Source organism: Pyxidicoccus caerfyrddinensis, assembly GCF_010894405.1.
Taxonomy (GTDB): Bacteria; Myxococcota; Myxococcia; order Myxococcales; family Myxococcaceae; genus Myxococcus; species Myxococcus caerfyrddinensis.
In genome coordinates this window covers 19,793-33,682 of the sequence record NZ_JAAIYA010000043.1, presented here as the reverse complement: position 1 = coordinate 33,682, position 13,890 = coordinate 19,793, and the positions used below count along the sequence as shown (strand labels likewise).

The 13,890-nt window shown below is 73.4% G+C and carries 9 protein-coding genes; 4 read left to right on the top strand and 5 right to left on the bottom strand.

Translation table 11 applies throughout. The annotated features are described in order from the left end of the window. Positions 1–29: 29 nt before the first annotated feature. Complete coding sequence (locus G4D86_RS49550; RefSeq protein WP_164002703.1) at positions 30–3,188, bottom strand: ATP-binding protein; 3,159 nt, start codon at positions 3,186–3,188, stop codon at positions 30–32. A gap of 490 nt (positions 3,189–3,678) precedes the next feature. Between G4D86_RS49550 and G4D86_RS49545 the strand changes: the two genes are divergently transcribed. Beyond that, positions 3,679–4,590, top strand: coding sequence for a hypothetical protein (locus G4D86_RS49545; RefSeq protein WP_240360930.1), 912 nt, complete (start codon positions 3,679–3,681; stop codon positions 4,588–4,590). A gap of 48 nt (positions 4,591–4,638) precedes the next feature. On the opposite strand, the gene G4D86_RS49540 is transcribed toward G4D86_RS49545, so the two are convergent. Then, positions 4,639–5,655: a hypothetical protein gene (locus G4D86_RS49540; RefSeq protein ID WP_164002701.1), complete on the bottom strand. Its 1,017-nt coding sequence runs from the start codon at positions 5,653–5,655 to the stop codon at positions 4,639–4,641. 384 nt (positions 5,656–6,039) lie between these two features. On the opposite strand from G4D86_RS49540, the gene G4D86_RS49535 reads away from it, so the two are divergent. Both G4D86_RS49535 and G4D86_RS49530 read left to right on the top strand, forming a co-directional pair. After that, entirely contained in the window at positions 6,040–7,299 is a 1,260-nt protein-coding gene (locus tag G4D86_RS49535) for a hypothetical protein (RefSeq protein WP_164002700.1), read from the top strand. Positions 7,300–7,439: 140 nt separating this feature from the next. Next, positions 7,440–8,984: a sensor histidine kinase gene (locus tag G4D86_RS49530; protein WP_240360929.1), complete on the top strand. Its 1,545-nt coding sequence runs from the start codon at positions 7,440–7,442 to the stop codon at positions 8,982–8,984. A gap of 34 nt (positions 8,985–9,018) precedes the next feature. On the opposite strand, the gene G4D86_RS49525 is transcribed toward G4D86_RS49530, so the two are convergent. Continuing rightward, complete coding sequence (locus G4D86_RS49525) at positions 9,019–11,673, bottom strand: winged helix-turn-helix domain-containing protein (RefSeq protein ID WP_205520401.1); 2,655 nt, start codon at positions 11,671–11,673, stop codon at positions 9,019–9,021. Between the two features lie 249 nt (positions 11,674–11,922). Between G4D86_RS49525 and G4D86_RS49520 the strand changes: the two genes are divergently transcribed. Further along, a complete protein-coding gene (locus G4D86_RS49520; RefSeq protein WP_240360928.1) occupies positions 11,923–12,372 on the top strand; it encodes a hypothetical protein in 450 nt (149 codons plus the stop codon). Positions 12,373–12,396: 24 nt separating this feature from the next. On the opposite strand, the gene G4D86_RS49515 is transcribed toward G4D86_RS49520, so the two are convergent. Continuing rightward, complete coding sequence (locus G4D86_RS49515; RefSeq protein ID WP_164002697.1) at positions 12,397–12,882, bottom strand: OsmC family protein; 486 nt, start codon at positions 12,880–12,882, stop codon at positions 12,397–12,399. Positions 12,883–12,955: 73 nt separating this feature from the next. Continuing rightward, positions 12,956–13,804, bottom strand: coding sequence for a DUF1206 domain-containing protein (locus G4D86_RS49510; RefSeq protein WP_164002696.1), 849 nt, complete (start codon positions 13,802–13,804; stop codon positions 12,956–12,958). Positions 13,805–13,890 lie beyond the last annotated feature (86 nt).

Here is a 13,890-nt window from a genome sequence, read left to right as displayed (position 1 = left end):
ACTCCGTGAGAGGAGCCCGGCGGCAGCGCTCAGGCCGAGGCGGGCGGGCCCGGCTCCCGCCCCGTGCGGGACGTGCGCAGCGCGTCCTCCAGGAAGCGCAGCGCGCCGCGCAGGTCGGACGAGGCCGCCTCCGCGGGAGCGCAGCGCGCCCGCTCGATGCGGCGGCGCACCGCCTCACGGGCCAGCCGCACCCGCTCCGGGTCCTCCGGCGTGGCCCTCGCATCGGCCACGTCCACCGCGCCCCGCAGCAGTGAGGTCAGCTCCCGCAGCACCGGGTCCTCATGGAGCTCGGGGGCGCCATCCAGCACCACGAAGCTCGCCTCCGCGGCCGCCGCGTCGCCCAGGAAGGCCTCCACCGCGGCCCGGTGGATGGCGAAGCGCAGCGCCTGCCCTCGAGACACCCGGCCCAGGCCGGACACCGCCTCCGACAGCCGCGCCCACGCATCCTCGAACGAGCCCAGCGCCGCCTCCGCGCGCCCCAGCTCGCCCAGCGCCGTGCCCTCCAGGAGCCGCTGGCCCAGCTGCCGGCCCATGCGCCCCGCCGCCAGCAGGTGCTCGCGCGCGTCCAGCGCCCGGCCGTCCTCCAGCAGGAAGCAGCCCAGGTTGAGGCGCGCCACGGCGACGCCCGCCCGGTCTCCCACGCTGGCCGCGCGAGTCATTGCCTCCTCCAGCAGCGCCAGCGCCTCGCGCGTGCGCCCCACCTCGCCGATGGCCACCGCGCAGTTGGTGAGGAAGCCCACCTCGAACGTCACGTCCCCCACTTCGCGGAACAGGTTCTGCGCGGCGCGCAGGTGGGGAATGGCCGCCTCCGCACCACAGCGCGCCTGCTCCACGAGCCCCAGGTTGCCCACCGCGTACGCCTCCAGCCAGCGGTCCTCTCCCGACGGCAGGCGCAGCGCCTCGCGCACCAGCGCCCACGCGCGTGGCACCTCTCCCTCGTGGCGCGCGACGATGGACAGGTCCACCAGCACGCGCTTCTCCCCCGCCACCGCCCCCAGCGCCCGCAGCGCGGTGCGGGCCGCCTCCAGGTCGTTCCGCGCCAGCTCCAGGCTCCCCGACTCCAGCAGCACCCGGCCGCGCGCCGCCAGCGCCTCGGCCCCCAGCAGCGGCGAGGCCGGGACGGCGCAGGCCTTCGCGAGCGCCTGGTCCAGCCGCGCCAGCAGCAGGCTCACCGGCCCGCGCGTGACGACTTCCGGCTCCAGCGCCACCAGCGCCTCCAGCGCGCGCTCCACCGAGCCCGCCGTGGCGGGCTGCACGCGCAGCGCGTTGTCACAGGCGGCCAATAGATTTTCCCGCTCCTGCGCCAGCTGCCGCAGCGCCGCCGCGCCACCGGGGCTGCGCACCCGCGCGCGCAGCCCCCGCGCCAGCGCGAGGTACCAGTCCGCGTGCCGCTCCGCGAGCGCCTCCGCCCCGCCCACCTCGGGCAGCTTCGCCGCCGCGTACTGGCGGATGCTCTCGTACTGCCCCAGGCGCGGCTCCCCACCCGGGTCCTCCGGCTCCAGCACCCGCAGCAGCGACTTGGCGCGAAGCGACTCGAGCACCTCCCAGGCCGGCGCGTCCTCCGGGAGCCCCAGCACCGCCTCCGCCGCCTCCAGGGTGAAGCCGCCGCTGAACACCGAGCAGCGCGCCAGGGCCGTCTGCTCGGCGGGCTCCAGCAGGTTCCAGGACCAGTCGATGGCGCCGCGCAGCGTGGCCTGCCGCGCGCTGGCGTCCCGCCGTCCCCCGCGCAAGAGCTCGAAGCGGCGCGACAGCCGCTCGCGCAGCTGGCTCACGCTCAACAGCCCCATGCGCGCCGCCGCCAGCTCCAGCGCCAGGGCGATTCCGTCCAGTTGGCGCACGATGTCCGCGACGCGGGGCGCCTCCTCCGCCGTCAGCTCGAAGTCGGCCCGCGCCTCGCGCGCCCGCTGCACGAACAGGCGCACCGCGTCCGAGCGCGAAATCTCCTCCAGCCGCGACGCCCCCACGTCCGGCACCGCCAGCGGCGTCAAATCCAGCAGGCGCTCGCCGGGCAGGCGCAGCGACTCGCGCGAGGTGGTGACGAAGCGCGCGCGCGGGGCCAGCGCCATCCAGCGCCCCAGCGTGGCCGGCACGTGCCGCACCGCCTGCTCCAGGTTGTCGAGGATGACCAGCACGTCCCCGCAGTCGTCCAGCACGCGGCCCAGCCGCTCCACCGGCCCGGTGGGGTCACCGTCCCGCCGCAGCGCCACGCCCAGCGCCTGGCCCACGGCGTGGCAGAGCGCGTCCTCCGACTGCGCCTCCGCCAGCTCGCACAGCCAGACGCCGCCCTCCCACGCGCCCGACTCCAGCTCCAGCGCGCCGAAGTGCGAGGCCAGCCGCGTCTTGCCCATGCCGCCCGGGCCCAGCACGGTGACGAGCCGCACGCCCTCCGCGAGCCAGCGCCGCAGCGTCGCCAGCTCCGCGCTCCGGCCCACCAGCCCCTCGCGCGCCACGGGCACGTTGCCCTGCCTGTCGCGCGGCGCCCGGGGCGCGCCGAAGCGCCGGTCCGACAGCGACGCCGGCAGCACCTCCACCAGCGCCACCGCGTCGTCGATGCCCTTCAGGCGGAACGCCCCCAGCGGGCGCACCGCGGGCCGGCCCAGCGACTCCACCGCCGGCGCCACCTGCGCCCACGCGCCGCCGCTCACCAGCACCTGCCCGCCATGGCCCGCCGACGTCACCCGCGCCGCCACGTTCACCATGCGGCCCAGGTAGTCCATGCGCCCCGTCTGCTCGTTCATGCGGCACTCGGGCTCGCCCACGTGGACGCCCATGCGCACGCGCAGCCCGCGGTGCAGCGTCCCGCGCGGGCCCTGCTCCTCCGCCGCCTCTGGATGCGCGAGCAGGTCCGCCGGCCAGGGCGCGCGCAAGAGCGCCTCCTGCGCCTCCAGGCACCAGCGCAGCGCCTCCAGCACCGAGGGGAACGCCACCATGAAGGAGTCGCCCTGCGTCTTCACCTCGTAGCCGCCGGTGCCCGCGAGCAGCATGCGCAGCACCTGGTCATGCACCTCCAGCGCGGCGCGCATGCTCGCATCACACCGCTCCCACAGCCGCGTGGAGCCCTGCACGTCGGTGAAGACCAGCGCCACCGTGCCCTCGGGAGGCGTGGCCGGGGTGGATGGCTCGCGTCCGGGCAGGGCTCGCAGCGGGCCCGTCGGTGGAAGAGTCAGCCTTCGCAAGACATCTCCCATCGCCCTCTCCCGCTGCGCCAGTCGGGGACCCCCGGGACGGCCGTGTCCGTCACCTGGAGATGGATCTCATCACGCGTCCCCCACGCCGCCCATCCGTGACGTCCGCATGCGCGCGGCGCCAACGAAGCCAGCATCCTGCAACGGACGGATGCATGAAGCAGCGTCCACCACGTCACGCGCCAACTGCCCCGCGATGCCAGGAGCCGATGTCCACGGCCGCGCACCGCGAGTCGCGTGGCACCCGTGCGCGCGGCACTTCTCCTGCGCGAGGAATCCGCACACTCCGGTCGCCGTGCCCACGCCCCGAATGTGGACGAGCACGTAGACCCACAGGGCCCCCCAGCTTCCGCGCGCTCAATACAGGTGCAACTTTCCCGCACAGGAGGCCACCAACACCGCGCACGTGCTCCCGGGGTGGCCTTCACGGAGCGGCTCCGCGTGAGCCGTCCGGTGATTCCTGGAGACCGAGGAGCCGATGCAAGCAAGACGGTTGAAGCGGAAGTGTCGCGCACTCATCCCGGTGCTGCTGCTCGTCGCGGGCTGCGGCCCCGTGGAGGAGGAAGCGCCACTGTCGCTCGGGCGGCGCGAGCAGGCGCAGGAAGACCTCAACGGGCTGTCCTTCAATGGCCTGTCGTTCAACGGGCTGTCCTTCAATGGCCTGTCCTTCAACGGCCTTTCGTTCGACGGCCTGACCACGGGCTCGTTCAACACGTGGTTCCAGTCGAACCCGGCCACGGCCAACCAGGTGATGCGCTACGTGGTCCGCTGCGCCGTCCCCGGAGGGCAGACGCGCGCGTACACGGACCCCTCCACGGGACAGTCGTATACGTGGTCCGGCGCGCTGGGGCTGGCGCCCGGCTGGGCCACGGGACAGACGGCCACGCTGTACGAGCAACAGGCGGTGTCCGCGTGCCTGGCCGCGCACGCCAACCGGCTCGGTGAGGAGGTGTCCATCTCCGTCCTGGGCCGGGACGGGCCGGGCGCGGCCATCCCGTATTCGACGGCGGAGCTCACGTCGCACGCGCGGCGGGAGGCCTGCTTCTTCGGCAACCTCTTCGCCGGACAGGGCATCTTCGTGGGCGCCGAGCGCGAGCCGCTGGGCCCCACCGAGAGCACCTCGCGCGCGTGCGGCCCCCTGCTCAACGGAGGCAGCGAGGCCGCTGCCTCCTGCGGGCCCCTGGTCTACGCGGGCGCCTGCGCGACGTACTGCACGCTGCACTCCAGCGGGCTCTACTTCGAGTCGTGCACGTACAACGGCGTCACCTACCACCGGCCCCTCACCACGCGGCTGCGAGTCGAGGATGTCCATACGTGCGGCGACGCCGTGTGCCAGGCCACGGAGCGGTGTGGCACCTCCACCCGCTATGACAACTGTGGCCTGGACTGTGGTTCCTGCCCCTGAGTCGGGGGCGGTGGAGGGCAGCGTCCGCGGCGCTGCCCCCGCGAGGGCTCAGCCGCAGGTGCCGCAGTCGTCCTTGCAGGTGAGGTAGTCGTTCCTCTCCCCGCAGGACTCGGTGGGCTGGCAGATGCCGTCACCGCACTTGTAGAGGCTGCGCCTGTCCAGCCGCGTGGTGAGGGCCGGGTACTTCACCCCGTTCCAGGTGCAGGACGTGTAGAAGGACTTCGACTCGTCCAGCTCGCAGTGCAGCGCGCACCGGCCGACGTAGACGAGCGGCGTGCACCGGCGGCGGTTGAGCTCGAGGTCCTCGGCGGAGTCGTCGCCGGAGGTGTCCGTGGACGTGTCGCCCGCGTCGAGCGCTTCCGCCACCGCGTCCTCCTTGTCCCCCCGGCTGGCCGCCACCGAGCAGGCCCGCGACGAGCTCTCGCGCGACCTGAGCCGGTCCTTGTCGCGGCCCACGTGGACGCCCTCGCCGGTGAAGAGGTTGCCGAAGAAGCAGGACTCCTTCCATTTGTACTGCTTCGCCTCCTCTTCCGAGACGGGAATGGCCGTCCCGTCCGCCCGCAGTCCCAGCACGGAGATGGGCACGTGCTGGTTGTACTTGTTGGCATGCGCGGCCAGGCACGCGGACACCACCTGTTGCTCCCGCAGCGTGGCCGCCGCACCCGCCGCCCACGCGGGCGCCAGCCCCAGCCCTCCGGGCCAGCTGTACGTCTGGCCGTCCGCCGCGTAGCTGCGCACCTGGCCCTCCGGCACGGCGCAGCGGACCAGGTAGCGCATCACCGTGCTGGCGAGCGCCGGGTCCTGGCGAAACCAGGACGTGAAGGCGCTGCTCGACAGCCCGTTGAACGACAAGCCGTTGAACGACAGGCCATTGAACGACAGGCCATTGAACGACAGCCCGTTCACGGAGAGGCCATTGTCGCTCCGAAGCGCCTGGGCCGTGCTCCCGGTGAGCTCAGGCGGTGCGGACGCCACGGTCGCCTCCGTCGGGCCGCAGCCGGTGATGAGCACCAGCACCGTCAGACACCCTCCTGCTCGCCACTTCTGCATTCCAATGCGAGTCATTCGCTTCCTCGTACGAGTCTTCGTGGACACCGGACGAGGCGCTCTGCCCCATCCGAAGGGGCGGGCCGGAGCAGGCAGGAACGCGATGACCCCCTCGTTGCGGGATACCCAGCTTTCCCCCGTTCGAGCACCGGACCAGCACCGGAGGCCAGGGCTTCCATTCCAGCAGCGACATGCCGGGCGTTGCGCCACGAACACGAGGGCGCCTGGCACGGCTCGACCGTCCTGGCACCTGGCTCCGGCGCGATGGACGCGAGCGTCCGGAAAGGTGTGCCCGCGAGGGTCCTCCGCCGGACAGATGCGCGGGGGCGCACCGCCGAATGACTTGGAAGATTCCGGACAGTGACTAGTTCCTTGAGACCCCGCCGCAGCCCCCGGTCTTCCATGCACACATCCCTGATTCGTCGTTCGCTCCGCGCGTCCTCCGCGCTGCTCTTCACCGCCGTGCTGCTGACCCTGCCGTCCCGGGCACGCGCCGCGACACCGCTGGAGGACAACCGCCGCATCACCGACGGCTACATCCAGCTCGCCTATGAGATGGGAGGCGTGCTGGACCCGACGCTCCAACCCGGTGGCACCAGCAGCGTCCGTCCCAACTGGTACGTCTTCGCGCCACACGCCTCGCGCACCGGCGGTGAGGGCATGCTCGGCGCGGCCATTGCCCGGCGCATCCTCGACGCCGCGCGCGGGCAGCCCTCGCTGTCCGTGCCGGGGGCGCTCCAGCGGGTGGGCCTCACCGGTGACCTCGAGCTCTCCGTGGAGCGGCTCGGCCTGCAGCTGGTGCTGTACGGCGTGCCCATCGACGCGGCCGCCTCGCTCGCGTCGCTCGCCACGGCGATGAACTGGGACGCGCTGGCGGACCCGCGCACGCTCATCACCACCGCGTCGCGCTTCGCCGCCCTCTACTCGAGCGCGCCCGCCCTCCTGCCGCTGGACAAGGCGGAGCGGGTGGTGGTGACGCTGGAGCGCACGCTGCACGAGGGCAACCTGGCCATCTTCGGCGACATCGGCGGCTCCGGGCGGCTCTACCTCGACTGGCGCCAGGGTGCGGGCGCGGTGACGCCGGAGCGCGTGCTGACGGAGTTCACCCTGCCAGGCGCGGTGCCGGCCGAGTCGCGGCAGGCGTATGACTTCGCGGTGGCCCACGCGTACGACACGCCGCGCCCGTATGAGTTCGACCTCCTCTTCCCGGGCATGCACTGGAAGAGCCTGCTGGTGGCCGCCTTCGCGGTGTACGAGGAGGCCCGCCTCGCGCCCACGCCGGCCGGGCGCGACGCGCTCATCGCCATGGGCAACAACTACATCGCCTGGCGCGAGCAGCACGACATGGCGCAGCCCGTCTTCACGCCCTCCCCGCCCCACGCGGACGAGGTGTCCCGGGCCGCGCTGCTCCAGGCGCTCACCCCGCTGCTCACCACCGACTTCGGCACGGTGGAGTGGAACTACGCCGACTACGCGTACAGCCTGCCGGACCGCGACGGCAATCCACTCACCTCGCCGCCCACGGAGTACAGCTGGGCCGTCTTCTGGGACCGCTGGACGGGCATCCTCTACGCCTTCGACGCGGCCTACCTCCAGCCGGAGGGGCTGTGGATGATGCCGGGCCCCCTGGAGGACCCCACCGCGCCGTCCTCGGGGGGCTAGCCCGAATGGGACACTCGCGGCACCGGGACACCCACGAGCAGGCGACACGGGGGGTACCGGACGCCCCCCCGGCCTCCGGACAGGCGAAGTCCGCCGACGTCTTGACGCCCCCGGTGACGCGGGAGACGTTCAAGGTATCCATGGGTCCCGTGCCGCCTCTCTCCGTGAAGTCACAGGAGCGCCGCTCCAACGAGCGCGCCTCCCTGCCCGCGGCTGCCGCCGACGAGGCGGGCCTGTCCCCCGAGGCACGCCTGTGCATGCTTCAGGAGATGATGGAGGAGGCGTTCATCTCCCTGGACGCCCATGGCTGCATCCGCGAGCTGAACGCACGCGCCGCCGCGCTCATGGGCCAGCCCGCCGACCAGCTGCGGGGGCAGGAGCCGTGGGGCGCCTGGCCCGAGCTGGCGGGCACCGTGCTGCACGAGCGGCTGATGACGGCCCTCACCACCCGCGAGGGCGGGCGCTTCCTCGCGGAGCTGCCCTCGCGCATGTGGCTGGAGGTGACGGTCCGCGCCGTGGGCGACGAGACGTGGGTGCTGGCCGCCGACATCACCCGCCGCCAGCAGGCGGAGACCGAGGTGGCGCGCACCGAGGAGCGCTTCCGCCAGATGGGCGAGCGCTTCCAGGTGGCGCTGGAGTCGGCGCAGATGGCCGTCTGGGAGACGAACCTCGCCACCGGCCATGTGTTCCGCTCCGAGGGGCATGACCGGCTCTACGGCTACCCGGAGCCCCTGCCGGAGTGGACCCACGAGCGCTTCCTCGCCTCCATCCACCCGGAGGACCGGCCCGAGGTGGAGTCCCAGGTCGCCGCCCTCTTCTCCAGCAGCATGGACGCCTATGCCTCCACCTTCCGCACCCGGTGGCCGGACGGCTCGTGGCACTGGCTCATCAGCCGCGCGAAGGCGCTGCGCGACGCGGCGGGGCATGTAGTGGTGGTGCGCGGCGCCATCCTCGACGTCACCGCGCTGAAGGAGGCGGAGACGGCGCTGCAGGAGGCGGTGCGCACGCGCGACGACTTCCTGTCCCTGGCCAGCCACGAGCTGCGCACGCCGCTGACCTCGCTGCGCCTGCAGCTGCAGATGCTGCGGCGCATGGCGGAGACGGTGCCGGGGGAGCCGCTCGCCGCGCCGAAGGTGGTGGCGAAGCTGGACACCACCGAGCGCCAGCTCCGCAGGCTGGGCGCGCTGGTGGACAACCTGCTGGACGTCAGCCGCATCCAGACGGGCAAGCTGGATTTCCAGTTCACGGAAGGGGACCTGGCGGCGGTGGTGTCGGACCTCGTGGCGCGCTTCGCGGACGAGGCGCGGCAGGCGGGCGTGACACTGAGCGCGCAGGTGGACGGGCCGGCGCGGGGTCGCTTCGACCGGCTGCGCATGGAGCAGGTGGTGAGCAACCTGCTGGCCAATGCGCTGCGCTACGGCGCGGGCAGTCCCGTGCGCCTGACGCTGGCACACGAGGAAGGCCCCGTCCGGCTGGTGGTGAGGGACAACGGGCCGGGCGTGGCGGAGAAGGACCGCGAGCGCATCTTCGAGCGCTTCGCGCAGAACCCCAACGCCGTGCACAAGGGCGGCCTCGGGCTGGGGCTCTACATCGTCCGGCAGATTGTCGAGGCGCACCACGGACACGTCCGCGTGGAGGAGGCGCCCGGTGGCGGCGCGGCCTTCGTGGTGGAGCTGCCGCTGTAAGCGCGCCCCGCGGCGCGCGAGGCTTCAGGCGACCTCAGGGCTCGTCACTGATGAAGGCGAATCCCTCCGACGCATCCAGGCGGTAGCCGGGGTCCTCGAACACCACCCGCGCGCCGGTGCCCTCGAGCAGCTCCCGCACGTAGCTCACGTGAACGCGCAGGGAGTTGTCGTGCAGGCGCGGGTCATAGTCCGCGTCCCACATGGCGCGCACGCACGCCTCCTTCGGCAGCGTGCGCCCCGGCTGCCGGGCCAGCGCGTACAAGAGCCGGCGCGGCAGCACCCGCTTCGCCAGGGAGACGGTGCGCCCTGAGGCGCGCAGCTCGTGCTGGCGCGCGTCCACCACCACCGCGTCCGCGACGCCGGACGGCGCATCACCCTGCGTGAGCGCGCTCCGTGGCGCCAGCGCGCGCGCCAGCTCCGGAATCAGCTCCGGGTCCACCTCGCCCGCCGAGGCCTCGCGCGCCGCGGCCTCGAGCGCGGCCTGCGCATCCATGGCCCGCTCCGCCCGCTGATGGAGCAGGGCCCGCGCCAGGTGGCCCAGCGCGCGCTCCAGCGCGAAGTCCTCGCCACGCGCCAGCGGGTCCAGCGACGCGAGCAGCCCGGTGACACGCACGCTGTCGCCCTGCATGGCGGCATGGAGGGCCGCGAGGGCGCGCTGGCGGGCGGCCACTCCCGGGCGCACCTCGCGCGGCTCCACGGCGGAGGGGTGTGCCACCTGCCGGGTGACGTCCGCGGCGCGCGCCACCTCCGCGGCCCGGGCCAGCCCGTTCGCGCCCCGGGAGAGGGCGTCGGACTCCACCAGGTCCAGCAGCGCCAGCCCCTCCGCGCGCCGGCCCAACTCCAGCAGCATGCGCCCGGCGCCGAGGCGCGAGAGGTGGCGGATGAAGAGGTAGCCCGCGTGCTCGGCGCGGGCCTCCGTCTCTCGCAGCGCGGCGAGCGCGGCACGGCGCTCGCCCCGGTCCGCCCGGCACCACGCGGCGATGCAGTCCAGCTCCAGCGCCAGCCGGGGCGCGCCCAGCCGGCCCAGCCGCTCGCGCGCCTTCGCCAGCGCGGCCTCCGCCTCCGTAATCCGGCCCAGCCGGCTGAGGATGCCCGCGGACAGGGCCGTCACCATCGGCCCGCGCGAGTCGAGCGGCGCGCCCTCCAGCAGCGACACGCACTGCGCCAGCGGCTCCGCCAGCTCGCTGTCGCGGCCTTCAATCCAGAGCATCAGCACGCGCGCGTAGGCGCACCAGCCCAGCACGCGCCGGTCCTCCGACGCGGCCGCGGCGGTGTCCAGCATCTCCAGCGACTCGTCCAGCCGGCCCTGGAAGAAGCGCAGCGCCGCCCAGGCGAGGAGCTGCTGGAGGAACACCTCCGGCTGGCGCGGCATGGGCATGGACCCGAGCGTCCGCTCACAGGTGTCCACCTCCAGCGAGAAGAGCGCCACGCGGACCAGCACCGTGCCCACGTCCTCGCGCAGCGCGTCCCCCTCCTCCGAGGGCGCTCCCTCCAGGGAGGCGCGCAGCTCCAGCAGCTCGGCCAGGGCGTGGCGCAAGTCGAGCAGCCGCACCAGCGCGCGCGCCCGGGCCAGCCGCACGTCGGCGGTGCGCAGCTCCGGGGGCAGCGAGTCCAGCAGCGACAGCAATTCGGCGGCGGCGCCGAGGCGCACCAGGGCTTCCGCCTGCTCGACGATGAAGGCGGCGCGCGCCTCGCGCCGGCCCAGGGCCTGGAGGTGGCGGCACACCGCGCGCACGCGCACCACGGCGGGCAGCGGCTCGCGCTCGAGCAGCGCCAGCAGCGACTCGTGCGCGGAGCGCGCCTCGTCCGGGGTGAGCAGCGAGGTGAGCGCCTCGCGCACCAGGTCGTGCAGGCCGTGCCGCCCCTGCGCGTCCGTCTCCACCAGCAGCCTCGCGCCCAGCCGCCGCAGCGCTTCGCCGGGCGCGTCTGGCTCGCCGCCGGGCAGCACGTCCTGGAGCGCGCTCGCCGGAAGCGGCACCTCGCTGAGCGCCAGCACCGCGGCCAGCCGCCGCTCGTCCCCGGGCAGCGCCGCCAGCGCCGCGCGCACCGGCTCCTCGTCCCCCGCATCGCCGGCATGGGCGCGGCGCAGCAGGAAGGGCACGCCCCGCGAGCGGGCCCACGCGGCGTCGAAGCCCTCGCGCGTGCCGTACAGCGAGTCGAGCTGCTCCCACAGGGCGCGGGCCCCGGACTCGGGCAGGCCGTCCAGGCGCAGCTCGAAGCGGTCCGGGCTGGCGGCGCGCCGGGGCACGGACTCGCGCGAGGTGACCAGCAGCGCCCCCTGCCGCAGGCGCCCGCCCACCTCCTCCAGTAGCGCGGCGCGCTCCGCCGGCTTCAGCCCGTGCAAGTCGTCCAGCACGCACAGCGCGCGGCGCGCCTCCAGCGCCAGGGCCAGTTCCTCCAGGCGCGACGCATCCGACAGCGCCTGGGCCACGGGCGCGTCGCTCAGCAGGCGGCGCACGTCGTCCACCACGGTGTCCAGCGTGTCGCCGGGACGCACGCGCCGGTGCACGACAGGGCCTCGGTAGCGCGCCGCCACCGCCGCCGCCACCGCGGACTTGCCCACGCCGGGCAGGCCGTAGACGACACCGGTCCGCACGCGTCGCAGCATGCCTCCGAGGCGTTGCACCTCCTCGGCGCGGCCCACGAAGACAGCGGGTGGCCCGAGCCCCTGACGAGACGACGTGTGCATTGGCGAACCATTGTAGGGCCGGAATGACCCGCGCTGGCAGTGACTGCGCTGGCGGCCTGAAAGGCCGCTCGTCAGGCGCCTTTGTCCGCTCCCGTATACATGCGGGGCCGGGCCCCCGGACGTACCTGTAACGGAGGCCCGTTTCAGCAACGGGGTGCGAGGCTCGCACACTCCGGTTTCGGACACGTGACGCCTTCTCAGAAGGAATTGGCGCCGGGAGTGAAACCGACCGCGGCTGAATCGCGCATCATGCCTGTCATCATCCGGTGCCCGGGGCTCGTTGCTGGAGTCGCCACGGTGTCATCGGGCCCGCCGTCCGGAGGCGTTCCGATGTGGATTGAGACCATCATCATGCCGCGCGAGGAGTCCGAGTCCTACATCCCCGCGCCGCAAAGGGACCGACGGAACGTCCTCAAGGTGGCGGCCAGCGAAGGACGGGCCCTTCGGGACGCCGTGATGGGTTTCCTGGACACGCATCAGCTCTCGGACGCGGTGAAGTGGATGAGCGAGCCGGGCTTTCTGCCCATCATCACCATCCACTGTACGGACCTCGCGCTATCGAAGCTGCGCGAGGCCGCCGACTTCGCGGTGGGCTGTGCCGCCCCCATTGACGCCTACCCGGCGCTGGTCCGCCCGCAGCCCCAGATGGCTCCCGAGGCGATGCTGCCGGCCGTTGCCGCTTTCGAACCCCGACTCTGACCCACAACACCGCTCGGCGCCGCGCTACGTGCGCGGTGTCTCGATGAGCGTGGTGGGCTCGTGCGCGACGGGGAAGTTCACCGAGTTGGCGATGAAGCACTTCGCATGCGCTTCGTGGTGGAGCGCGTGGGCCTTCTCCCGGTCGGAGCCCGCCGCAATGGTGACTCGCGGGCGCAGCACCACGCGGGTGAAGCGGCCACCGCCATCCGCGTCCTCGGACATGAGGCCCTCGGCCGCGTCCACGTAGTCCGTCACCACCACGCCGGCGGTGGCGCACAGGTGCAGGTACCAGAGCTTGTGACAGGCCGAGAGCGAGGCCACGAGCAGCTCCTCCGGATTCCACCGCTTCGGGTCTCCACGGAAGGTCGGGTCGGACGAGCCCGGAATCACCGGCTTGCCCTCCACGCTCAGCTCATGGGCGCGCTCGTAGCCGCGGTAGCTCGCGGTCCCCGCGCCCGTGTTGCCCGTCCACTTCAACGCCACCGTGTAGCGATGCTCGTGTCCCGACATGCGCCTCCCAGGAGGTCCGGCGCGCGTTGGATATGCGCCGGCCCCCGGGGAGGCAAGCCTTCCCGTCACCGCCTCACGGCGTCGCGATGCGGCGGTAGCGCGCCTCCAGGAGCTGGTAACCGGCGTACGCCACCAACCCGAGTGCCACCACGCCCAGCAGCCACGGGCCGAACGGCTGCGACGCCAGCGTGCCCAGCGCCTCGGCGAGGCCGCCCGCCTCGCCCGGGTCCGCGTCCACGGCGGCCTGGATGAAGAAGATGCCCACCAGCAGGAACACCACCGCGCGGGCCAGCACGCCGGCCTTGCTGATGCGCTCCACCCACGTGCGCTGGCGCGCGGCCAGGCCCGTCAGGCTCAGCTTGTCCAGCATCTTCCCCTTCACCGCCTGAATGAACTGGTACACGGCGAAGCCAATCACCACCACGCCCACCGCGCCCACAAGCACCTGGCCGAAGGGCTTCGACATCAGCTCCGCCGTCATGCTCTTCGTGCCACCGCCCTTGCTGGCATGGCCGCGCAGCAGGTTGAAGGCGAACAGGGCGAGGCTGAGGTGAATCACGCCGCTGATTCCCGGCACGACGCGCGCGATGAGCCCCTTGCCGGAGCGGCCCTTGCCCTCCACGTCCAGCACCGCCTGCACGAAGCGCCAGACGGCGAAGGCCAGCAGGCCCAGTCCCAGGAGGACGAGCAGCACCGAGCCGAAGGGCTGACGCGCCACCTCCAGCACCGCGCCGCGCGGGTCCGTCGCGCGGCCGCCCTCGCCCAGGGCCAGCATCAGCGCCAGCACGCCAATCACCGCGTAGACGGCGGCGCGAGCGGCGTAGCCCACCCGGGCCGCCAGCACCACGCCGCTCCTGCCGGCCTGCCGCCCCGCGTGCGCCATGCGTTGCAGGTCGGGTCCTCGCAGTGCTCCCGTCGCCATGTCTCCCCCTTGTCGAGTCGAGTCGAGTCGAGCCCCGTCCCGGCAGCCCCCTGGGAGACGATGCGCACGGGCGGGCCTTCCCCCAA